This window comes from Aliarcobacter cibarius, from assembly GCF_013372265.1.
Taxonomy (GTDB): Bacteria; Campylobacterota; Campylobacteria; order Campylobacterales; family Arcobacteraceae; genus Aliarcobacter; species Aliarcobacter cibarius.
Window position 1 is genome coordinate 1,609,895 of record NZ_CP054051.1, and the last position, 19,717, is coordinate 1,629,611.

32 protein-coding genes are annotated in these 19,717 nt (G+C 28.1%); 3 read left to right on the forward strand and 29 right to left on the reverse strand.

Features of this window, described 5'->3' with window-relative positions; all coding sequences use genetic code 11:
- Positions 1-8: 8 nt before the first annotated feature.
- From rplR to ruvA, 24 genes are all read right to left on the reverse strand, one after another.
- On the reverse strand, positions 9-368 hold the full coding sequence (gene rplR / locus ACBT_RS08050; protein WP_024776094.1) for a 50S ribosomal protein L18: 360 nt from the start codon (positions 366-368) through the stop codon (positions 9-11).
- Between the two features lie 9 nt (positions 369-377).
- A complete protein-coding gene (gene rplF, locus ACBT_RS08055) occupies positions 378-914 on the reverse strand; it encodes a 50S ribosomal protein L6 (RefSeq protein WP_024776093.1) in 537 nt (178 codons plus the stop codon).
- Between the two features lie 9 nt (positions 915-923).
- Entirely contained in the window at positions 924-1,322 is a 399-nt protein-coding gene (gene rpsH, locus ACBT_RS08060) for a 30S ribosomal protein S8 (RefSeq protein ID WP_024776092.1), read from the reverse strand.
- 12 nt (positions 1,323-1,334) lie between these two features.
- A complete protein-coding gene (locus tag ACBT_RS08065) occupies positions 1,335-1,520 on the reverse strand; it encodes a type Z 30S ribosomal protein S14 (RefSeq protein WP_024776091.1) in 186 nt (61 codons plus the stop codon).
- The gene (gene rplE / locus ACBT_RS08070; protein WP_024776090.1) at positions 1,520-2,068 is read right to left on the reverse strand and encodes a 50S ribosomal protein L5; all 549 of its coding nucleotides are present in this window, start codon (positions 2,066-2,068) and stop codon (positions 1,520-1,522) included. The genes ACBT_RS08065 and rplE overlap by 1 nt, the downstream gene beginning before the upstream one ends.
- Before the next feature lie 3 nt (positions 2,069-2,071).
- Entirely contained in the window at positions 2,072-2,308 is a 237-nt protein-coding gene (rplX, locus tag ACBT_RS08075) for a 50S ribosomal protein L24 (RefSeq protein WP_024776089.1), read from the reverse strand.
- Positions 2,308-2,676 carry a 50S ribosomal protein L14 gene (gene rplN, locus ACBT_RS08080; protein WP_024776088.1) on the reverse strand — a complete coding sequence of 123 codons (369 nt, stop codon included), beginning with the start codon at positions 2,674-2,676 and terminating at the stop codon, positions 2,308-2,310. The genes rplX and rplN overlap by 1 nt, the downstream gene beginning before the upstream one ends.
- Positions 2,676-2,927: a 30S ribosomal protein S17 gene (gene rpsQ, locus ACBT_RS08085; protein ID WP_024776087.1), complete on the reverse strand. Its 252-nt coding sequence runs from the start codon at positions 2,925-2,927 to the stop codon at positions 2,676-2,678. Before rpsQ ends, rplN begins: the two co-directional genes overlap by 1 nt.
- Before the next feature lie 9 nt (positions 2,928-2,936).
- Positions 2,937-3,128, reverse strand: a complete 192-nt coding sequence (rpmC, locus tag ACBT_RS08090) for a 50S ribosomal protein L29 (RefSeq protein ID WP_024776086.1) — start codon at positions 3,126-3,128, stop codon at positions 2,937-2,939.
- Complete coding sequence (gene rplP / locus ACBT_RS08095) at positions 3,115-3,540, reverse strand: 50S ribosomal protein L16 (RefSeq protein ID WP_024776085.1); 426 nt, start codon at positions 3,538-3,540, stop codon at positions 3,115-3,117. Before rplP ends, rpmC begins: the two co-directional genes overlap by 14 nt.
- Positions 3,541-3,542: 2 nt before the next feature.
- A complete protein-coding gene (rpsC, locus tag ACBT_RS08100) occupies positions 3,543-4,247 on the reverse strand; it encodes a 30S ribosomal protein S3 (RefSeq protein WP_024776084.1) in 705 nt (234 codons plus the stop codon).
- Entirely contained in the window at positions 4,247-4,579 is a 333-nt protein-coding gene (gene rplV, locus ACBT_RS08105) for a 50S ribosomal protein L22 (RefSeq protein WP_034216216.1), read from the reverse strand. The genes rpsC and rplV overlap by 1 nt, the downstream gene beginning before the upstream one ends.
- Before the next feature lie 2 nt (positions 4,580-4,581).
- Entirely contained in the window at positions 4,582-4,857 is a 276-nt protein-coding gene (rpsS, locus tag ACBT_RS08110) for a 30S ribosomal protein S19 (protein WP_024776082.1), read from the reverse strand.
- Between the two features lie 9 nt (positions 4,858-4,866).
- Positions 4,867-5,694 carry a 50S ribosomal protein L2 gene (rplB, locus tag ACBT_RS08115; protein ID WP_024776081.1) on the reverse strand — a complete coding sequence of 276 codons (828 nt, stop codon included), beginning with the start codon at positions 5,692-5,694 and terminating at the stop codon, positions 4,867-4,869.
- 10 nt (positions 5,695-5,704) lie between these two features.
- The gene (locus ACBT_RS08120) at positions 5,705-5,986 is read right to left on the reverse strand and encodes a 50S ribosomal protein L23 (protein ID WP_024776080.1); all 282 of its coding nucleotides are present in this window, start codon (positions 5,984-5,986) and stop codon (positions 5,705-5,707) included.
- A 1-nt stretch (position 5,987) separates the two neighbouring features.
- Positions 5,988-6,599, reverse strand: coding sequence for a 50S ribosomal protein L4 (rplD, locus tag ACBT_RS08125; protein WP_024776079.1), 612 nt, complete (start codon positions 6,597-6,599; stop codon positions 5,988-5,990).
- On the reverse strand, positions 6,596-7,171 hold the full coding sequence (gene rplC, locus ACBT_RS08130) for a 50S ribosomal protein L3 (RefSeq protein ID WP_024776078.1): 576 nt from the start codon (positions 7,169-7,171) through the stop codon (positions 6,596-6,598). Before rplC ends, rplD begins: the two co-directional genes overlap by 4 nt.
- A gap of 19 nt (positions 7,172-7,190) precedes the next feature.
- Complete coding sequence (gene rpsJ / locus ACBT_RS08135; RefSeq protein ID WP_024776077.1) at positions 7,191-7,505, reverse strand: 30S ribosomal protein S10; 315 nt, start codon at positions 7,503-7,505, stop codon at positions 7,191-7,193.
- Positions 7,506-7,722: 217 nt separating this feature from the next.
- Complete coding sequence (locus tag ACBT_RS08140) at positions 7,723-8,949, reverse strand: MATE family efflux transporter (RefSeq protein WP_024776076.1); 1,227 nt, start codon at positions 8,947-8,949, stop codon at positions 7,723-7,725.
- A gap of 45 nt (positions 8,950-8,994) precedes the next feature.
- Positions 8,995-9,483 carry an HIT family protein gene (locus ACBT_RS08145; protein ID WP_024776075.1) on the reverse strand — a complete coding sequence of 163 codons (489 nt, stop codon included), beginning with the start codon at positions 9,481-9,483 and terminating at the stop codon, positions 8,995-8,997.
- Positions 9,484-9,498: 15 nt separating this feature from the next.
- Positions 9,499-10,935, reverse strand: coding sequence for a Mur ligase family protein (locus tag ACBT_RS08150; protein WP_024776074.1), 1,437 nt, complete (start codon positions 10,933-10,935; stop codon positions 9,499-9,501).
- Complete coding sequence (locus tag ACBT_RS08155; RefSeq protein WP_024776073.1) at positions 10,922-11,641, reverse strand: alpha/beta fold hydrolase; 720 nt, start codon at positions 11,639-11,641, stop codon at positions 10,922-10,924. Before ACBT_RS08155 ends, ACBT_RS08150 begins: the two co-directional genes overlap by 14 nt.
- Before the next feature lie 2 nt (positions 11,642-11,643).
- Positions 11,644-12,684 carry a D-alanine--D-alanine ligase gene (locus ACBT_RS08160; protein ID WP_024776072.1) on the reverse strand — a complete coding sequence of 347 codons (1,041 nt, stop codon included), beginning with the start codon at positions 12,682-12,684 and terminating at the stop codon, positions 11,644-11,646.
- A gap of 19 nt (positions 12,685-12,703) precedes the next feature.
- Complete coding sequence (ruvA, locus tag ACBT_RS08165) at positions 12,704-13,261, reverse strand: Holliday junction branch migration protein RuvA (protein WP_024776071.1); 558 nt, start codon at positions 13,259-13,261, stop codon at positions 12,704-12,706.
- Positions 13,262-13,378: 117 nt separating this feature from the next.
- Here ruvA and ACBT_RS08170 point away from each other — a divergent pair, with 117 nt between their 5' ends.
- Positions 13,379-15,562 (forward strand): methyl-accepting chemotaxis protein, encoded by a 2,184-nt coding sequence (locus ACBT_RS08170; protein WP_024776070.1) that lies wholly within the window; start codon positions 13,379-13,381, stop codon positions 15,560-15,562.
- Positions 15,563-15,619: 57 nt separating this feature from the next.
- Here the strand turns inward: ACBT_RS08170 and ACBT_RS08175 are convergent, their stop codons facing one another.
- The 4 genes from ACBT_RS08175 to ACBT_RS08190 are packed head-to-tail and all read right to left on the reverse strand — an operon-like array spanning position 15,620 to position 18,331.
- Positions 15,620-15,973 carry a hypothetical protein gene (locus ACBT_RS08175; protein ID WP_024776069.1) on the reverse strand — a complete coding sequence of 118 codons (354 nt, stop codon included), beginning with the start codon at positions 15,971-15,973 and terminating at the stop codon, positions 15,620-15,622.
- A 48-nt stretch (positions 15,974-16,021) separates the two neighbouring features.
- Entirely contained in the window at positions 16,022-17,095 is a 1,074-nt protein-coding gene (gene truD, locus ACBT_RS08180) for a tRNA pseudouridine(13) synthase TruD (protein ID WP_024776068.1), read from the reverse strand.
- A 9-nt stretch (positions 17,096-17,104) separates the two neighbouring features.
- A complete protein-coding gene (locus tag ACBT_RS08185) occupies positions 17,105-17,932 on the reverse strand; it encodes a thiamine-phosphate kinase (RefSeq protein ID WP_024776067.1) in 828 nt (275 codons plus the stop codon).
- A gap of 42 nt (positions 17,933-17,974) precedes the next feature.
- Positions 17,975-18,331 (reverse strand): hypothetical protein, encoded by a 357-nt coding sequence (locus tag ACBT_RS08190; protein WP_024776066.1) that lies wholly within the window; start codon positions 18,329-18,331, stop codon positions 17,975-17,977.
- Between the two features lie 120 nt (positions 18,332-18,451).
- Here ACBT_RS08190 and ACBT_RS08195 point away from each other — a divergent pair, with 120 nt between their 5' ends.
- A complete protein-coding gene (locus tag ACBT_RS08195; protein ID WP_024776065.1) occupies positions 18,452-18,973 on the forward strand; it encodes a nitrous oxide reductase accessory protein NosL in 522 nt (173 codons plus the stop codon).
- A 46-nt stretch (positions 18,974-19,019) separates the two neighbouring features.
- Here the strand turns inward: ACBT_RS08195 and ppnP are convergent, their stop codons facing one another.
- Positions 19,020-19,334, reverse strand: a complete 315-nt coding sequence (ppnP, locus tag ACBT_RS08200) for a pyrimidine/purine nucleoside phosphorylase (protein WP_024776064.1) — start codon at positions 19,332-19,334, stop codon at positions 19,020-19,022.
- A 116-nt stretch (positions 19,335-19,450) separates the two neighbouring features.
- Here ppnP and ACBT_RS08205 point away from each other — a divergent pair, with 116 nt between their 5' ends.
- Complete coding sequence (locus tag ACBT_RS08205) at positions 19,451-19,717, forward strand: hypothetical protein (RefSeq protein ID WP_024776063.1); 267 nt, start codon at positions 19,451-19,453, stop codon at positions 19,715-19,717.

The following is a 19,717-nucleotide window of genomic DNA, read 5'->3' on the forward strand; positions in this document are numbered from 1 at the left end:
ATTAATCCTTATAATTTAATACCATTTTCTCTTAATGCGTCAGCAAATGCTGCAACAACACCATGATAAAGATACCCGTTTCTATCATAAACAACAGACTCAATTCCAGCTGCTTTTAATTTAGAAGCAAACTCAGCTGCAACTTTTGCAGCGTTCTCTTTATTACCACTTAAACCCATAGCTTGAGAGCTAACAGCTGCTAAAGTTCTACCTTCAACATCGTTGATAGCTTGTGCACTAATGTATTTGTTTGATTTAAAAATAGATACTCTTGGTTTTTCGTTTGTACCAAAAATATTAGCTCTAACTCTTTTTTTTCTTTTTATTCTTAAAGCAACTTTTTTTGCTAAATCTTTTTCTCTACTCATAGTTACACCTTACTTCTTAGCAGTTTTTCCGGCTTTTCTAATGATTTTCTCATCAGTATATTTAACACCTTTACCTTTATATGGTTCTGGTTTTCTAAAGCCTCTAATAATTGCCGCAGCTTGCCCAACTTGTTGTTTATCTGCACCTTTAACAGTTATGATATTTTTCTCAACTGAAATTTCTAAACCTTTTTGAATTTCAAAGTTAATTGGATGAGAGTAACCTAAAATTAACTCTAAAACATCACCTTTTACAGCTGCTTTATATCCAACTCCATTGATTTCTAACGTTTTTGTGAAACCTTCATGTAAACCATTAATTGCATTTGCAGTTAACGCTCTATAAGTTCCCCAAAATGCAGCTGATTCTTTTGTTTCACCAATTTTAGTTAAAACAACTTGACCATTTGCAATTTCAACACCAACTCTTCCATGAGTTTCAACATTAGAAACATTGTTTCCTTTTTTTACACTAATAAGAGTTCCATTTACTGTTACTTCAATTCCTGCAGGAATTGTGATAGGTTTTTTACCAATTCTTGACATTACACTCTCCTACCATACAGTACAAAGTACTTCTCCACCAACATTAGCAGCAAATGCTTCATCATTTGCAATAATACCTTTGTTAGTTGAAAGAATAATAGTACCGTACCCATTTTTAAAGTTTTTAATTTCAGAAGCTGGTTTATAAACTCTTCTTCCTGGTTTAGAAACTCTTACAATTTCGTTAATTGCTGATTTTTCTTTATCATCATATTTTAATTCAACTTGAATTGTTTTTTTATTGTTTTGTCCATCTATAACTTTGAATCCAGCAATATACTCTTTTTGTAGTAAAACATTTAAAACACCTACTACAGTATTTGAGTGTAATAATGTTGCAACTTCTAATCTTCTCATTGCAGCATTTCTAATTCTAGTTAAAGCATCTGCGATTAAATCATTCATCATAGCTTTTTTCTCCTACCAACTAGCTTTTCTAACACCAGGTAATAAACCTTCGTTAGCCATTTTTCTTAAACAAACTCTACATAGACCAAAATCTTTATATACAGAATGAGGTCTTCCACAAACAGAACATCTCGTGTATGCTCTTACAGCAAACTTAGGTGTTCTTTGTTGTTTAGCGATCATAGATTTCTTTGCCATTACGCTCTTCCTTTTGTAAATGGAATTCCAATTAATTCTAACAATCTATAAGACTCTGCATCACTTGTTGCAGTAGTTGCGATTGAGATATTCATTCCGTGTGTTTTAATGATGTTATCATAAACTACTTCTGGGAACATTAATTGTTCATCAAGACCAAAGTTAAAGTTTCCTCTACCATCAAATCCATTTCTATTTAAACCTCTAAAGTCTTTAACTCTTGGTAAAGCAATATTACATAATTTGTCTAAGAAATGAAACATATTTTCACCTCTTAATGTTACTTTAATACCAACAGGCATTCCTTCTCTTACTTTAAATCCAGCTACAGATTTTTTAGCAATAACTTTAACTGCTCTTTGACCAGCAATTAATGAGATTGTATCTTGCATATTTTGGATTAATTTAGCGTCTTTCATTGCTTCACCAGCACCAACAGAAATAACAACTTTATCAATTTTAGCTGTTAAAGTTTTGTTTTTTGGAAACTCTGCTTCAAGTACAGGTCTAATTTCAGCTTTATATTTTTCTAATAATCTTGATGCCATTTCTTACCCTTCTACTTTTGCCACATTTGATATATCAATTGGCATCTCTTTATTTATAAATCCACCATCTGGATTTTTTTCTTGATCAGGCTTAACAGTTTTTTTAGCAACTTTACAATCTTTAACGATTACTTTGTTTTCTTTTGGTAATACTCTTAAAACTTCTCCAGTTTTACCTTTATCATCACCAGCGATGATTTTTACTGTATCACCTTTTTTAATTTTTAATTTAATAGCCATTATAATACCTCCGGTGCAAGTGAAACGATTTTCATGAAACCTGAATATCTAACTTCTCTGGCAACTGGTCCAAAAATTCTTGTTCCAACAGGCTCTCTTTTAGCATCTAAAATAACAGCAGCGTTGTCATCAAATCTAATTAATGAACCATTTTCTCTTTGAACTTCTTTATGAGTTCTTACAATTACTGCTTTAACAACTTGACCTTTTTTAATTTTTCCAGTTGGAAGAGCTTTTTTAACAGAAGCAACAATAACATCACCAACAGTTGCATATCTTCTTTTAGAACCACCTAAAACTTTGATACACATAATCTCTTTAGCACCTGTATTATCTGCTACATTTAATCTTGTAAAACTTTGAATCATTATTTAACTCCTGTAGCTACTATTGTCTTTAATCTAAAAGATTTAGTTTTTGACAATGGTCTACACTCAATAGCGATTACACTATCACCAACATTTAACTCATTTTTTTCATCATGAACTAAATATTTTTTAAATCTCTTAACAGTTTTGTGATACTTTGGGTGTAAAACTGATCTAGTAACTAAAACAGAAGCTGTTTTATCACCCGATCTTTTTACTACTACACCTTGAATCTCTCTTTTATGTGTCATACTAGATCCTTAGTTAGCTTTTGAAGCTGTAATAGCTGTCTGAATTCTAGCAATATCTTTTTTTGCTGCTCTTAGTTCAGAAGTATTAGTCAACTGCATAGTTTTTAGCTTAGCTTTTAATTCAAAAAGAAGCACCTTTTTCTCTTTTAATAGTACTTGTAATTCATTCAAGTTTTTATCTTTTAAATCAGTATAGTTCATTTTCGCTATCTCTTGTTACAATTTTTGTTTTAAAAGGTAATTTGTGCATAGCCAAAGCTAAAGCTTCTCTTGCTAATTCTTCACCAACACCTGCCATTTCAAAACAAATTCTTCCTGGCTTAATGTTCATTACCCATTTATCAACTGAACCTTTACCTTTACCCATTCTTGTTTCTAATGGTTTTGCAGTAAGTGGTTTGTCAGGGAATACCATAATCCAAACTTTAGCTTGTCTTTTAACTTTTCTAGTCATTGCAATTCTAGATGCTTCAATTTGTCTTGAATCAATTCTACCATGCTCTAGAGCTTTAATTCCGAAATCTCCGTAAGCTAAAGAGTTACCTCTATGAGCTTGACCTCTATTTCGGCCTTTCATCATTTTTCTAAATTTTGTTCTTTTAGGAATTAACATGATTATTTACCTCTTTTCTTAGCAGGTCTTCTTTTTGGCTTACTAGCAGCTTCTTCAGTTTTTTCAGTTGGAATTCCTTTAGCTAAAACTTCACCTTTGAAAATCCATACTTTAATACCTATACAACCATAAGTTGTATGAGCTTCAGCAAAACCATAATCAATTCTTGCTCTTAATGTATGTAATGGAACTCTACCTTCTAAATACCACTCAGTTCTAGCCATTTCAGCTCCACCAAGTCTTCCAGAAACAGATACTTTAATACCTTTTGCTCCACCTTTTAATGCATTTTGCATAACTCTTTTCATTGCTCTTCTAAATGCAACTCTTCTTTCTAATTGTTGAGCAACATTTTCTGCAGATAATTGAGCAGATGTTTGAGGTTTTCTCTCTTCTTTAATATTAACAGCAATTTCTTTACCAACTAATTTAGATAAAGAATCTTTTAGTTTTTCAACATCTGCACCTTTTTTACCAATGATAATTCCAGGTCTAGCTGCTACAACTGTAACTCTAACTTTTTTAGCTGTTCTCTCGATAACTGTTTGAGCAATTCCAGCATAATATAACTCTTTTTTAACAAACTTTCTAATTTTGTCATCTTCAGCTACATTTGCAGGCATTGTTTCAAATTTTGGGAACCATCTTGAATCCCAGTTTCTATTGATACCTAATCTTAAACCTATTGGATTAACTTTTTGACCCATTATTTGTCTCCTTTTGTAGAAGCAGCTACTTCAATCATAATATGTGCAGTTGGTTTATGCTTTGGTGAAGCTGAACCTCTTGCTCTTGGAGTAAATCTTTTTAAAACCGGTCCTTTATCAACTCTAGCTGATGTAATAACCGCATCAACAGGATCTAAACCAGAATTTGCAACAGCTGAAGCTATAACTTTTGAAATAATTCCAGCAGCTTTGTTTGGAGTAAATTGTAAAGATGCAATTGCATACTCTGCATTCATTCCTTGAACTTCTCTAGCTATAAGTCTTGCTTTGATTGGAGAAACTCTAATAAATTTTAATATTGCTCTTGCCATAATTACGCCTTTCTTTGAACAGAACCTTTGTGGCCCTTGAATGTTCTAGTTGGTGCAAACTCACCTAATTTATATCCAACATGGTTCTCAGTAATTAATACAGGAACAAAGTTTCTTCCGTTATGTACATTGAATGTTAATCCAATCATATCTGGTAATACTGTAGATCTTCTTGACCAAGTTTTAATTGGTTTTTTATCTTTCGCAGCATTTGCACTTACTACTTTTTTTAATAAGTGTGCATCTATAAATGGACCTTTTTTTATTGATCTTGCCATCTTATACCCTTATTTCTTTCTTCTTGAAATGATTAGTTTATCACTAGCTTTTTTCTTTCTAGTTTTATAACCTTTAGTTGGCATACCCCATGGAGTAACAGGATGTCTTCCAGAGTTAGTTTTACCTTCCCCTCCACCGTGTGGGTGATCAATAGGGTTCATAGCAGATCCTCTTGTTTGAGGTCTAATACCTAGGTGTCTACTTCTACCAGCTTTTCCAACTACCATATTTATATAATCTTCATTACCAACTACACCAATTGTAGCCATACAAACACCAAGAATTTTTCTCATTTCACCTGATGGTAATCTTAAGATAACATATTTATCTTCTCTACCCATGATTTGAGCATAACCACCAGCACTTCTAGCAAATTGAGCACCTTTTCCTGGTTTTAATTCAATATTATGAACCATTGTTCCAACAGGAATGTTAGCTAATTGCATTGCATTACCTGGTAAAATATCAAGTCCAGAGATAGCAGATTGTACTTTATCACCAACTTTTAATCCAGAAGGTTGAATAATATATCTTTTTTCTCCATCAACATATGATACTAAAGAAATTCTACAGTTTCTATATGGATCGTACTCAACAGTTGTAATAGTACCTTCAATTCCAAATTTATCTCTTTTGAAATCGATAATTCTATATAATTTTTTAGCACCTGCTTCTTTGTGTCTTGAAGTAATTCTACCATTATTATTTCTACCAGCTGCAGCTTTTACTCTTACAAGTAATGATCTAACTGTTGGTTTTGAAGTAATATCAGAACTATCAATAACTGACATAAATCTTCTAGCAGGAGTTATTGGTCTAAATTTTTTAATTGCCATTCTTTACTCCTTATGCTGAAAGGTTCGCAATTGCTGCGCCTTCTGGTAATGTTACATAGAATTTTTTGAAATCAACTCTTTTTCCAAGTTTTCCTCTAAATCTTTTAACTTTTCCGTCTTGTCTTAAAGAGTTAATTTTTGTTGGAGTTACTCCAAAATACTCTTTAAAAACCTCTTTTAAACCTGTTTTAGTCATTCTAGGACTAGTTTGAACAACGATTACACCGTTTTCTTGAAGCTCAATTGTCTTTTCTGTATATAAAATTGATTTAATATCTGTAATATCTGCCATCTTAAGCCTCTTTTGTTAATAAATCAAGTACTGATTTTTCAATTAGCACAGAGTGGTAAACTGCAATTAAATAAGCATTTACTTCTTGTTTTTCTACCACATAACAGTTTTTAATGTTTCTAAATGCTAAATAAGTTTTTTCATCAATTGTATCTACTACAACTAAAGTATCTCTCTTATTTAATTTATTTAAAACTGCAACCGCATCTTTTGTTTTACCTGACTCTAATTTTAAAGAATCAACAACAAAAAGTGAACCATTGTTAGCTTGTGCATTTAAAGCATATTTAAGTGCTAAAGCTTTTTGTTTTTTATTTACTTTTTGCTCATAGTTTCTCTTAGTAGGACCGAAAACTACTCCCCCACCAACGAATAAAGGAGATCTTTTAGAACCCCATCTAGCAGCACCTGAACCTTTTTGAGCTTTTGGTTTTTTACCACCACCACTTACTTGTGCTCTTGTTTTTGCAGCCGCAGTGTTTGCTCTTAAAGAAGATAAATATGATTTAACATATAAATATAAGTTATGTTTATTTATCTCTTCATAACTTGCTGGTAAAACTATTTCACCATTATTTTCATAATTTGCATTTAATACTATTGCTTTACTCATTTAGCAACCTTTACTTTTCCTAGTCTTCCATTAGCTCCAGATACTGAACCTTTTAGAACTAAAATTCCAGTTTCTGCATCAAATGATAGAACTTCATTTTTTACAGTTACATTCGTATTTCCGTATTGTCCTGGCATTTTTTTACCTGGTTGAACTCTTCCTGGGAACTCACAGTTACCAATTGAACCTGTTCTTTTACCCATTCTGTGTCCATGAGAACCTCTACCACCAGCAAAATTCCATCTTTTAACTACACCAGAGAAACCTCTACCTTTTGTTAAAAACGTTGTTTTTACAACTTTTGCTTCACCTAATCCTGAAACATCTAAGTCTCCAGCTTCACTATTTGCTACAGTAATTGTTGCAAATCTGTTAAACTCTTTTGATAGGTTATATTTTTTTTGTTGACCTTCTATAGCTTTGTTAAATTTTTTACCATTGCTATAAGAAACTAATGCTACACCATCAGTAACTTGACATACCTTTGTATCAAGAACTTTTAAAAGTGTAACCGCTGTACTTGGAACAGATACTGTTCTACTCATACCGATTTTTTGAACTATGAATTCCATCTTGTATTACCCTTTCTTATTATTCTTGACCCATTGATCTTACTTCAACATCAACTTCAGGAGCAAGATCAAGTTTCATTAATGAATCAACTGTATCAGCAGTAGCTGCTATAATATCGATAATTCTTGAATGAACTCTAATCTCAAATTGTTCTCTTGAATCTTTGTTTACGTGAGGACCTTTGATAACTGTATATCTTCTGATTTTAGTAGGAAGAGGAATAGGACCTCTCAAATCAGCACCAGTTCTTTTTACAGCTTCAACAATTGAAGCAACACTTCTGTCTAAAACTCTGTGATCATAAGCTTTAAGCTTTAATCTGATTTTTTCCATTTATTTTCCTTTAAAGAACTCGTTAGACCCCAATAAATTGGCTCTAACCACATTAAGTGGACGCGGATTATAACTTAAAATACGTTAAATGTCAAGATTTATGGGTGTTTGTAGAATAAATATATAAATTTATTTCCTTTTTAAAAGGAATAATTCTATATATTTACATGTAAATAAAGCTATAATTAAGCTTTAGATTAAAGCAATTTATTTACTTTTATAATTTTTCTGAACAATTTTGGCAATAATTTAATCCAAAAATAGTTTCATTTTGACAAGATTTACATTTTATTTTTAACATATTTTGGCAAACTGGACAAAAATTCATTCTAATATATGAGACACTATTTCCACATGAATTACATAAATTTTTATTGTATGATTCAATTTTAGAAATTTTATTTCTTTTCATTAATTCATTTTGTTCTCTGAATCTTTTTTGTATTTTTATAATTACAACAACAAAAATTAGAACAAAAATTATCACTAAAATATAGTAAACTAAAAATGGAATATCTAAATTATAGAAAAATTCTATAACTTTTGACAAAAAAACTTTTGGTAAGAATTTATAAATAATTTGAAATACTGTATACAAAGTTGGAATTAAAGCAACAATAAATAAATTCTTAAAAATTATATAAAGTATATATTTTTCATCTACTAAATATTTCTTCATCACAAAAAAGAATACAAATACTAATGGTAATAAGAATAACATCTTTATTATTTCAATAATATAATAATAATATCTAAATGCCTTTTCTTCATCAATTATATAATTTTCTTTTATAGTATTAATATATTCTTTTATACTCTTTATACTATTAGAATTTTCAAAATTAATATAAATATTCTCCTTTTCTAATTTTAACTTTTCAATATTTTTTAAAGAATCATTATATTTAGCCTTTATATTTTCTGAATTTATATTATCATTAAGTATTGACTTATCATTGTCATGGTTAGCAATTTTTTCAAATAGTACTGTGTTATAATTATTTCTAAAATAATTTACTTCATCTTCTAATTTATATATTTGTTCATTTAAATTTACAATTTGCTCTTTAATATTCTTTAAATTATGCTCATTTTTTATAATAGCAACTCTTTTTTCAATTTCAATACATCTTGAATCCAAATCATTTTTATTCTTTAAAATATCTTCAGCGTAATACAAATTATTTGAATCTATATAATATGCTGAATTACTGAAGCTATCAAAATCAGATATATTTTCATTTTTAATAATATTTGTACAAAAGTATGGATATTTATTTGAGGGTGAATTAACAAAATGTGTTTGAAAATTTAAACCTTCAATTATTATATTGAACACTATAATGTTTAAAATGATTATAAGTAATATGGAAAGTTTTGACAGTTTTTCTTTTGTAGAATATACAAAACTATTTTTATAGAATTTTTTAATGAATTCTTTCATTTTTATGTTTCCTTTTTTGAATATTAGGAAATAGTAACATAAAAACTATAAAAAATATTTTTCTGAATTATTTTTGAGTTTTGAGAAAATTTCTTCAAATTTTGCCGGATAAATCCTAGTTTGTCCTATTGTAGTTATAAAATTTGTATCTCCAACCCATCTTGGAACTAGATGATAATGAACATGCTGTTCTATTCCAGCACCTGCTGCTTTACCTAAATTCATACCTATATTTACACCTTCACATGGCATAACATCTTTAAGCAGTTTTACAGCCTGTCTTACTCTTTTTGATACTCTTTGCCAAACCTCTTCTTCTAAGTCTTCTATATTTGATGTATGAAAATGAGGAACAACCATAAAATGACCTGGGCTATATGGATATTTATTCATAACAATAAAACAATATTCATCACTAAATAAAACTTGATATTTCTCATCTTCCTTATTTTTTGTTATATAACAAAATACACAATCTTTTATCTTTTCATCGCTTACATAAGAATATCGCCAAGGTGCATAAAGATGTTCCATTTTAATCCTTATCAGTTATATGAAATTTGGTGCATCATTTGCAAATAAAATCAAATCCCCAACTCTAGTAGAACTTGCTAATAATGTTTGCATTTGAGATTTCTCTTTTAAAACTATTAATTTATCTTTATCAATGTTTGATGTAAAAATATGTGTATTTAAACTTCCTGTAACTATTACTAAATCAAAAGTTTCGTTTACAGCTTTTGCAAGCATTATATTTGCAGTATCTGTTGCTTCAACAAGACCTGGAGTAATTATAACTCTTCGTCCATCATATGTTGAAGATATTTTAACAGCTTCTAGCATACCTTCTAAATTTCCATTAAATGAATCATCTAAAATTACTTTACCATTTTGCTCTATTTTCTGAAGCCTATGTTCTACTTGAGGAATAGTTGTAAGTGCTGCTTTTATCTCTAAAATGCTCATTCCTAAATTATAAGCTACTAATATTACTGCGGTTAAATTTATAGCATTAAAACTTCCCAAAATTGGTGCATAAAATTCTTCAACTCTACCACCCACTTCTACTTCAAACCAAATTCCATCTAATGTACTTTTTAAAATATTCAAATTATTAGGAAACTTTGTAATTTTTGGATAGTCTTTAATTGGTACACTTTCATGAACAAATCCCATCTCCATTCTTGGAGATTTTAGAATTTCCATCTTTGTCTGAATTATATTATTTAGTGTTTTGAAATATTCAATATGTTGTTCACCTACACTTCCAATAACACAAATTTGTGGTTCTAAAAAAAGTGTAATTTCTTCAATATCTCCCTTAGCTCTAGCTCCAGCTTCAGCTATATAAATCTGAGTATCTAAAGGTAAATCTCTATTTACATCTAAAACTAATCCTGCTATTGTATTTACACTTCTTGGTGTTTTATAAACTTTGAATCTTGATTTTAAAACATGATATAAAAAATTCTTAATAGAAGTTTTTCCAAATGAGGCAGTAATAGCAACAGTTCTAAGACCTGCTATACTTCTATGTCTTTGCTTTGCTCGGTTTTTAAATGATATAAAAAGAAGCTTTTCTAAAATAGTACTCAATATATATGTTAGAATTAATGGAATAAAAATAATTTTATTCACACAATCTTCATACATTAAACATATACCAATTACAATAAATGTCAAAATAAGTAATATTGCTAAAAATCTTTTTACTCTTGCAGTCATAACCAATGGATTTGTTAACTTTCTATTCCATAAAACAAAACTTGTAAGATAAATAATAAAAAAATAACCAGAAAAATATGGTTCTGGAATAAGATAAAAAAGAACTATTGGAGATAAGAAATATGTTATATGCCACTGCCATTTATGGTGTTTAAATACAACCCTATCAAGTTTGTAATTATACCACTGAAGATTTGTAATTAAATACCAACCCAAACTCATTATTAAAATAATATGTGTAACTATATTAAGATATTCCATCTTCCACTCTTTTACTTATATTTTGTGCATGTTTTAGAAAAAAATAGTGATCACCTAAATATGATGTAAAACTAGATTTTTTTATTAAACTAGCGATTTTCTTTCCTGATTCTAAAGATGTTGCTTTATCTTCTTCTCCCCAAAATATTAAAGCATTGTTTGAAAAAGCTTCAAATTTTGAACTAAAATCTTCATCTACAACATTTTTAAAAGTAGCATACATACTTTCACTCATTTTATCAACATCTTTACTTCTAAAAACTTTAGTAAAATTTTTTAAACCTAGTTTATTTAAAAGTTTAGCAAAAAAGATTTTTATTTTTACCTTTAGTGGCTTTTGTTCTAAAATTCCTGCTGTACTAAGTAAAATTAAATTTTTTGGATTAAGTAAAGTTGCTACTTTTCCACCAAAAGAGTGCCCTGCTACTGCTATACAATCTGAATTTATACTAGTTAAGAATTCTTTTACAATTTTTGAGTAATCATTTGTAGTTAAAATATAAATGTTTTGACTTTTACCAAATCCTGGCATATCAAGATATATATGTCTAAAATCTTTTAGATAACTTGAAAATGCTGTTTTCATAACATCTTTGTTTGAACCCCACCCGTGTAAAAACAATATATCTTTAGTTTTTGTTGGATTTATTAGTTCATAAGATAATTCAAAACTTTTACCTTCAATTACAAGATGTTTTACTGCCAAAATTACTTTCCTTTTGCACTTTGAATTTTATTTACATATTCATATGTAATAGGTATATGTTTTTTCTTCGGTAAATTTGAAGCAACTTTTGTAAACAGATCTTGAAAATCAGAGAATAAATAATTTGCCATAGACCCTGGAATTGAATTTATTTCATTTAAATAAACTTTATCTTCAACAACAAAGAAATCGCATCTAATAATTGAGCCTTCAAAAATTGTATTGTAAAGTCTTTTGAAACTCTCTTTTATTTCATTGTTTAATTTTTCTCCTAAATCAACCTCTTTTGCTTTTGAAGTTCTAGAAAAATCAAGATATTTTTTATCAAAATCTAAAAATTCAGTTTTTTGAGGTTCTTCGATTATAGAAAATATAAATTCTCCATTTACTTTTGTTCCAGCTAAGTTATACTCTTTTACACCACTAATAAATGGTTCAATAATAATTGCATCATCAAATTCAAAAGCTACATCAAGTGCGTAACTTAATTCTTCTTGATTTTTTACAATAGCAACTCCAATAGAACTTCCTAATTTTACTGGCTTTAAAATAACAGGGAACATATCAACTTTTATGCTATCACTTTTTGTGTAGTATTTATATGGCAAAGTAAGTACATCTACGCTCTGTGCATATCCTTTTGTGATAAACTTATTTGAACTAACAACACAAGCCTCAGTTCTCGGTGCTATAAAAGGAATATTATAAAAATCTAAAACTGAAGATAAAATTCCATCTTCACCATCTCCACCATGAGATAAATTTAGCGCTACATCAAAATCAATATTTTGTTCTTTTTTAAAAAGTCCAGATAATTTATAAAATCCACCTTTTTTCAAAAAAACTTTATCAAACTTTGAATAATTACCACTACTAAAAAGTTTTGAATTTATTTTAGAACTTGGAATTTCATATAAATCTCTATTTTTATCTATAAATATATAAACTAATTCATTTCTTAATACATCTTTCATTGCAATTGAGCTTACTATTGAAATTTCATGCTCATAACTTAATCCACCAAAAACTATTGCTATTTTCATTATAATATTCCCTTTATATCTATTTTTGTAATTTTCTAAGTGCTTCTCTTACTAATTCACTTGTAGTTGTGCTAGTACATGTTTTTAAAACTGTAGTAATTAAATCTTTTTTGAAACCTAAAGATTCTAAAGCTAAAGATGCTTCAAGATTAATATTCGAATCTTCACCACTTTCTAAACCATCAACAACAAATCCACTAAGCTCAACTAAAATTCTACTAGCACCCTTTGGACCAATCCCAGGAACTCTTTTTAGCATATTAACATCATGATTTGTAATAATTTGAGCGAAAGAAGTAGGTGTAAATGTTGAACAAATAGCAAGGCCTACTTTTGGACCTACACCATTTATTTTGATAACTGTATCAAACAATTTTTTTTCATTTGTATCTAAAAAACCATATAAATTATGTGCATCTTCTCTAATAACTTCAGTAATTTCAAACTTCACTTCATCAGAAATAATTTTTGAGCTGCAGTTTAATGAGACAAAAACCTGATAAATAACTCCATTCACATTTAACCAAACTACCGTTGGTTCTTTTTTTACTACTTTTCCAATTAAACCGATAATCATACTATAATCTCTTTATCAATCTTTTTTATAAATTTAATAACTTTTAACAATAAATTAATATTTAATAAATAATGTTCATTATATAATAATTAGTCTTAAACATTATAAGGAAGAGATATGTTAGAAATAATAACGAAAAAAATAAGTAACAAAATAATTTTTGCTTTATTTATTTTAATGTTTATCAGTAGCATAACTATAGTTTATTCTACTACTAGTAAAGTTACAAAAGATTCTATTGCAAATGCAAAAGATAGTCTTGAAATGTTGAATGCTTCAATTTTTCAAACTTTAAGAAATACTATGAACACAGGAGATCCATCTTTAATTGCAAAAGCTGAGAGTGAAGCTAGACAAATAAAAGGTGTTAAACATTTAACTGTTGCAAAAAGTAAACCTCTTATGGAACTTTATGGCTCTGATACACCGTACACAACTGATAAAGAGATTTTGAAAAGTTTTGATTCAAAACAAAATCAAATTATTCAAACAAATGAAAATGGTGAACATACTATAAGAATGATAAAACCTATGGTTGCAACATCAGAATGTATGGCTTGTCATGCAAATCAAAATGAAGGTGATGTTATTGGTGTTATGGATCTAACATTCTCTTTAAATGAAACTGATCAAAGAATTTCATCATTGTTAAAAGAAATTTCTTTTATTTCAATTCTTTTAGGGGTTATTACTATTAGCTTAATATTCTTTGTTGTAAGAAGAGCTACAAATCCAATTGAGAATCTTAAAAAAGGATTTGAAAATTTATTAAATTCAAATGATACAAATATAAAATTGGAAGTGAAATCTAACGATGAAATTGGAGAAGTTGCAAATTTATTTAACTCATATATGAATAAAGTTCGTGATGGATTAAAACAAGATGCTATTGTTATTGAAGAAGCAAATGATGTTATTGAAAAAACTTCAAATGGTTTCTTTGTATACAAAGTAAATAGTAAAGCTTCAAATCAACATGTTGAAGATTTAAAAAATAAATTAAATTTAATGATAGAAAATACAAAAGAGACTTTAGATAAAATCAATATAACTCTTAGAAATTACTCTGAATCTAAATATGATTATATAATGGATGACAAAGGTATCCATGGAAATTTAGGTTCATTAGTTACTGGAATTAAGCTTGTAGGGAATAATACATCAGAAATTCTAGCTATGATTATGAATACAGGGAATTCTCTAAAAAATAGTACTCAAACATTATCTAGTGCTTCAAATGATTTAGCTACTTCTTCAAATTCTCAAGCAGCATCTTTAGAACAAACTGCTGCTGCTTTAGAAGAGATAACAGGAACTATCCAAGCAAATACTCAAGCAACTACACAAATGGCTGCACTTGCTCAGAAATTAAATAATTCTGCAAAAAATGGAGAAAATCTTGCAAGTGAAACAGCAAAATCTATGGATGAAATATTTAAAGAAGTAAATTCTATAAATGAAGCTATAGAAGTGATTGACCAAATTGCTTTCCAAACAAATATTCTTTCTTTAAATGCTGCGGTTGAAGCTGCAACTGCAGGAGAAGCAGGAAAAGGATTTGCAGTAGTTGCTGGTGAAGTAAGAAATCTTGCAAATAGAAGTGCAGAAGCTGCTAAAGAAATAAAAGCAATAGTTGAAAAAGCTGGACAAAAAGCAAAAATTGGGAAAGATATTTCTAATAATATGATTGATGGATTCAATGAATTAAATCACAATATTTCTAATACTATTTCAACTATAGATAATGTAGCAAGAGCCTCTAAAGAACAAGAAAGAGGTATTATGCAAATAAATGATGCAGTTAACCTTCTTGATGAATCTACACAAAAAAATGCACAAGTATCTGAACGAATTTCAGCTATGGCAAGTGAAATAGCATCTATGTCTAGTTCTCTTGTAACAGCTTCGGCTAGAGCATCTTTTTTACAAGATAGCCTAGATAAAGTTTGTGATGTTGATTTAGTTTATGATACAGCTTTATTAAAAGTAAAACTTTTAAAAAATAAAGATGAAGTTTATTCAAAATTATCAAATTGTGAAGATTTTATAATCTCTCAAAATAGTGAAATAGACAATTGGCTTGAACACTTACAAAATACAGGTAAAAATATAGATATAGATTTAATAAACAAAATAAAAGAACAAAATAAAACTTTCTTCAATGATTTACAAAAACTAGTTCATCTTAATGCAACAAAAGCAGATAATGAAATATTGAATTTAAAAGCTAAAGATATAGAACAAAATTCTTTAAAATTATTTGAGAATCTAAATGAAATAAAAAGAGTTGCTTGTAAATAAAGCAATAAAAAAAGGGACTTTGATATAAAGTCCCTTTTATATAGTATTTTCTCAAGCTTAAGCTTGCATACTTTTAATTAAATTTTCTAGCTCATCACTACTTAATGTATCTTCACAAGCATCAATGTTTTTAGCACTTGGAGCTAAATTGTAGACACTTTTATCAATATTATTGTTATCACAAACAAAATTAACAACTCTTTCTATTTTTTGTCTATGTAAATCTTGGTTTTGTAAAAGTCCATAAATATTTGAAATAAGATTTGAAAGTTTGTTTTTTTGATGAAGAGGAATTGATAATTCATTTAATAAATTATCTATATCCTCTGTATTATTAAATATTTCCTGTGCATTATTTTCTGACTCTTTTATAACTTCACAAAGCTGTAAAATAGTATCCTCATATTCCATTTTAACCCCTTAGAATTTTTCATTTACTATTTTTTAGTCTATCTATTTTTAACTTAACTCTTTATGTAAAATTTCAGCTATTAATTCTGTCGCATAAGAACCTTTTGGAAGATAAAAACTTAATTCCATATGATTTTTATCTTCTTTATAGTTACTTTCTAAATTTTCTGGAAATATAAAAGCAAATCTTCTTGCACCATCTTCTTGCATTTGTACATCAAACTCTTTTTCAATTTCAAGTGCAAAACCCTCAGATTTTTTTACTCTTTTTCCACATAATAAACCTGTTGGAACTCTATCTTTTTCAAAGAATTTTTGACTTTCTACTTCTAAATCATCAATTATAAATATTTTTCCAAAAGGATAATGACTTAATAAATCTCCTGTAATTATTTTAAATGGATGAGGCTGCTTTTTTGCTCTTTTTATTTCTTCAAGAGGAAGATTAAGTTTTTGAAAAATCTCTTTTGGTTCAAATGCCTCAATTAATTTTGAAATTTCTATTCTTCTTGAAAGCCAAGAATTAAATAGATAACTTTGATAAGCATTTATAAACATCTGCTTTAAATTTCTATTTCTCTCTTTTAAAGTTCCCTCAACAATAGCTTTACCTTTTTTATAATTTTCTCCATCTATTCCAAATCTTTGAAATCCAAAATAATTTGGCATTCCATAAATAGCTATTTTTCTCATTGCTTCTTCAATTTTTTGCTTCTCTACAAGACCAACTCTTTTTAATCTTATAAAAAAACTATTACCTTTTAAATGCCCTATTTTTATCTTATTATTATGATATGTTGTCTCAAGTATTTTTATATTATCATGAGTAAAATCTTTTAATTGGTCTTCAAATTTTCTATGTAAAGAAATATGTTGAATAGTCATAGCATTTTTATCTTTTAACCCTGCATATCCAAACTCTCTTGGACTACATTTTAAATAATTTGCTAAAATCTCTATAGCATCCCAAGTTGCTAAATCTTTTTTTCTTAGTTTCAGAACTAGATGTTCCCCTTCTCCACTAAACTCATAAAGTGGTAATTCATTTACCACAAAATCATCTTTACTTTGTTTAAAAACAACATCAATTGGTGAATGATTTAAGTATCTTTGTAATTGCAATTTATTTCCTTAATTTTTAAAATGATGATTTTCAAAGCTACTTTTATAGCTTCCTTTTATAGCTTTTGCAAAAATATTGATTTTTACTTTATGCTTTTTTGCAATATCTTCTATCTTTTTTAGATTCTTAGCACTACAAGAAAAAAGAATTTCGTACTCTTCTCCAGATATTCCTACTTCTTCTTTTATATCTTTAATAAATTCAAAACCTATATTAGATGCCTTAGATAACTTTTCTAAATCTAAAAAAAGTCCATCACTTATATCCATTGAAGCATTTACATATTTTGCTGCCTCATAAAAAAAATCTGCTTTCAATACAGGAGTCATAAACTTTGAACTTTTTTTAATTTTTTTCCCATTCAAAAGGGTTTCTAAATCTTTTTTACAGCTTCCAAGTTTTCCTGTATAACATATGAAATCATTAATTTTAGCACTATTTCTAAATTTAGGTTCTTTTGTTTTTGAAATAATTGTTATACTAATATCTAACTTATTATTTTCAATAGTGTCTCCACCAACTATTTCAAAATCAAACTCTTTGGCAGCTTTTTTAAAACCACTTGAAAGAGCTTTTAGATCATTTTCATTATAACTATTTGGAATTGCTACAGATATCAGCGCATATTTTGGTTTTGCATTCATAGCTATTGCATCTGAAATATTCACAAGCATAGATTTATAAGCAATCTGTTTTAAACTCATCCAATCTTTTTTGAAATGTACATTTTCAAAAAATGCATCCATAGAATAAACATATCCATCTATAAATGCTCCATCGTCACCATTGTATTTACTATTTGATATTTGTTTTATAAAAAAATCTTCTTTATTCATAAAAGAAGTGTATCAAAGTTTTGCAAAATCTATTAAATATTTCTAAAATAAAACCTCTACACCATAATCTCTATTTAATACAATATTTTTATAATAATCTTTTCTATCTGTATTTTTAAGACCAAATCTTTTTTGAGTCTTTAACTTTATTTCAACTTCATTCCCAAGCAAAAGTTCTTTTACTTCTGCATGTTTTAAATAATGTCCATATCTACTCAGAGCATTTTGCCAAATTTTAAAATCACATTTTGAATCAATTGTAAGCTCAAAAAACTCTCCATCTTCTGTTTTCCAATTTGCATTACTACAAGCATATAATTCTACTTTTTTGCCTCTTACTTCTTTTTTTCTAACTTCTATTTTGCCATCATCGCAATATGGACAATCTCCTAAAACCATTAATCCTCAATTCATAACTATTTAATAAGTCGTATTTATACAAAAATAAACATAAAAAATGTTTAACAAATATTTAACCTAAATTATATATACTTCAAAATATCAAAAAAAGGGAAAATCATGAAAAAATCAATTATAGTTTCGATATTGCTTTTATCGACATCTTTATTTTCTATGGAGCATAAAAAACATAATATGCAAGAAATGAATCATCAAAATCATGAAATGAATAACACTCAAAATGTAAATTCAGATATTCCAAAAGATGTAAAATGTCCTGTTTGTGGTATGTTTGTTGCAAAATATGCAAATTGGGCTGCAACTATTAAAACAGATAAAGAAACATTTTATTTTGATGGTGTAAAAGATATGATGAAATTTTATTTTGAACCAACAAAATATTCTAAAGATTCTAATACAAAAGATTCTTCAATTTTTGTAACAGATTATTATACTTTAGAACAAATAGATGCAAAAAATGCATTTTATGTAGTTGGTTCAAACGTTATGGGACCAATGGGGAACGAATTAATTCCATTTAAAGATGAAAATAGTGCTAAAGAATTTTCAAAAGATCATATGGGTAAAAAGATTTTAAAATTTGAAGAAATTACACTAGAAAGTCTTCCAAAGCATCATTAAAACAATGCGTTTAAACGCATTGTATTTATTATAAAGTTATCTAAAATTACTCTTTAATAAAAGAACAACAATAATCAACTAAAGTATGAACTCTTAATTTAAACTTTGTGTTTGCTGGAATTTCAAAAGAAGCTGGTCCTTCAAACTCTTGCCAATCTGTTGCAGGAAGTAATAAATCTATTTTTCCTCTTTGAATATCAATAATTTCTTTATTTACAGTATTTAACTCATATTCTCCTGGAAGCATAATTCCTAAAGTTTTTTTTGAACCATCTTCAAATGTAATCGACCTACTCGTAATATTTCCATCATATAAAATATTTGCAGCTTTTGCAATAGAAACACCTTTAAAATATGACATAACAGTCTCCTTAAAATTTATCGCTAACATTGTATCAAATTAATTATACGATATTATTGAAGCAAAAGGCTAGAAATCTTTTGTTATAATCCAGAAATTTAAAAAAAGGTGTAAAAATGAGTATCCAAAAAGAGCTTGAGAAATTGATAAAGGATGAAGTTTTAGTAGAAATAGAAGATTATATAGATGATATTTTTGAAATTATTGCTGGAAAAAAAGAGACTCCTGAATTAAAAGAAGAGTTAAAACATATGCAAGATATGAAAAAAGATTTTGAAGAGCTTTTAAAAGATTTAGAAGCTGGTGAAATTGATGATGAAGAAGCACAAGAAATATATGACGAAATAGTTGATATGCTTGAAGAAGGTTTTGAAGAAGAGTAA

Excerpts from the sequence above, each read along its gene's own strand:
- ACBT_RS08195 (WP_024776065.1), top strand. The coding sequence starts at position 18,452 with ATGAAAAAATCAATTATAGTTTCGATATTGCTTTTATCGACATCTTTA.
- rplX (WP_024776089.1), bottom strand. The coding sequence starts at position 2,308 with ATGGCTATTAAATTAAAAATTAAAAAAGGTGATACAGTAAAAATCATC.
- rpsC (WP_024776084.1), bottom strand. The coding sequence starts at position 4,247 with ATGGGTCAAAAAGTTAATCCAATAGGTTTAAGATTAGGTATCAATAGA.
- rplP (WP_024776085.1), bottom strand. The coding sequence starts at position 3,540 with ATGTTAATTCCTAAAAGAACAAAATTTAGAAAAATGATGAAAGGCCGA.
- ACBT_RS08170 (WP_024776070.1), top strand. The coding sequence starts at position 13,379 with ATGTTAGAAATAATAACGAAAAAAATAAGTAACAAAATAATTTTTGCT.
- ruvA (WP_024776071.1), bottom strand. The coding sequence starts at position 13,261 with ATGATTATCGGTTTAATTGGAAAAGTAGTAAAAAAAGAACCAACGGTA.
- rpsH (WP_024776092.1), bottom strand. The coding sequence starts at position 1,322 with ATGATGAATGATTTAATCGCAGATGCTTTAACTAGAATTAGAAATGCT.
- rplR (WP_024776094.1), bottom strand. The coding sequence starts at position 368 with ATGAGTAGAGAAAAAGATTTAGCAAAAAAAGTTGCTTTAAGAATAAAA.
- rplB (WP_024776081.1), bottom strand. The coding sequence starts at position 5,694 with ATGGCAATTAAAAAATTTAGACCAATAACTCCTGCTAGAAGATTTATG.
- rplE (WP_024776090.1), bottom strand. The coding sequence starts at position 2,068 with ATGGCATCAAGATTATTAGAAAAATATAAAGCTGAAATTAGACCTGTA.
- rplV (WP_034216216.1), bottom strand. The coding sequence starts at position 4,579 with ATGGCAAGAGCAATATTAAAATTTATTAGAGTTTCTCCAATCAAAGCA.
- ACBT_RS08190 (WP_024776066.1), bottom strand. The coding sequence starts at position 18,331 with ATGGTTTTAGGAGATTGTCCATATTGCGATGATGGCAAAATAGAAGTT.
- rplN (WP_024776088.1), bottom strand. The coding sequence starts at position 2,676 with ATGATTCAAAGTTTTACAAGATTAAATGTAGCAGATAATACAGGTGCT.
- rpsJ (WP_024776077.1), bottom strand. The coding sequence starts at position 7,505 with ATGGAAAAAATCAGATTAAAGCTTAAAGCTTATGATCACAGAGTTTTA.
- ppnP (WP_024776064.1), bottom strand. The coding sequence starts at position 19,334 with ATGTCATATTTTAAAGGTGTTTCTATTGCAAAAGCTGCAAATATTTTA.
- ACBT_RS08140 (WP_024776076.1), bottom strand. The coding sequence starts at position 8,949 with ATGAAAGAATTCATTAAAAAATTCTATAAAAATAGTTTTGTATATTCT.
- rplC (WP_024776078.1), bottom strand. The coding sequence starts at position 7,171 with ATGGAATTCATAGTTCAAAAAATCGGTATGAGTAGAACAGTATCTGTT.
- ACBT_RS08175 (WP_024776069.1), bottom strand. The coding sequence starts at position 15,973 with ATGGAATATGAGGATACTATTTTACAGCTTTGTGAAGTTATAAAAGAG.
- rplD (WP_024776079.1), bottom strand. The coding sequence starts at position 6,599 with ATGAGTAAAGCAATAGTATTAAATGCAAATTATGAAAATAATGGTGAA.
- ACBT_RS08185 (WP_024776067.1), bottom strand. The coding sequence starts at position 17,932 with ATGAATAAAGAAGATTTTTTTATAAAACAAATATCAAATAGTAAATAC.
- ACBT_RS08205 (WP_024776063.1), top strand. The coding sequence starts at position 19,451 with ATGAGTATCCAAAAAGAGCTTGAGAAATTGATAAAGGATGAAGTTTTA.
- rpmC (WP_024776086.1), bottom strand. The coding sequence starts at position 3,128 with ATGAACTATACTGATTTAAAAGATAAAAACTTGAATGAATTACAAGTA.
- ACBT_RS08145 (WP_024776075.1), bottom strand. The coding sequence starts at position 9,483 with ATGGAACATCTTTATGCACCTTGGCGATATTCTTATGTAAGCGATGAA.
- ACBT_RS08150 (WP_024776074.1), bottom strand. The coding sequence starts at position 10,935 with ATGGAATATCTTAATATAGTTACACATATTATTTTAATAATGAGTTTG.
- rpsQ (WP_024776087.1), bottom strand. The coding sequence starts at position 2,927 with ATGACACATAAAAGAGAGATTCAAGGTGTAGTAGTAAAAAGATCGGGT.
- ACBT_RS08065 (WP_024776091.1), bottom strand. The coding sequence starts at position 1,520 with ATGGCAAAGAAATCTATGATCGCTAAACAACAAAGAACACCTAAGTTT.
- ACBT_RS08120 (WP_024776080.1), bottom strand. The coding sequence starts at position 5,986 with ATGGCAGATATTACAGATATTAAATCAATTTTATATACAGAAAAGACA.
- ACBT_RS08160 (WP_024776072.1), bottom strand. The coding sequence starts at position 12,684 with ATGAAAATAGCAATAGTTTTTGGTGGATTAAGTTATGAGCATGAAATT.
- rplF (WP_024776093.1), bottom strand. The coding sequence starts at position 914 with ATGTCAAGAATTGGTAAAAAACCTATCACAATTCCTGCAGGAATTGAA.
- rpsS (WP_024776082.1), bottom strand. The coding sequence starts at position 4,857 with ATGGCAAGATCAATAAAAAAAGGTCCATTTATAGATGCACACTTATTA.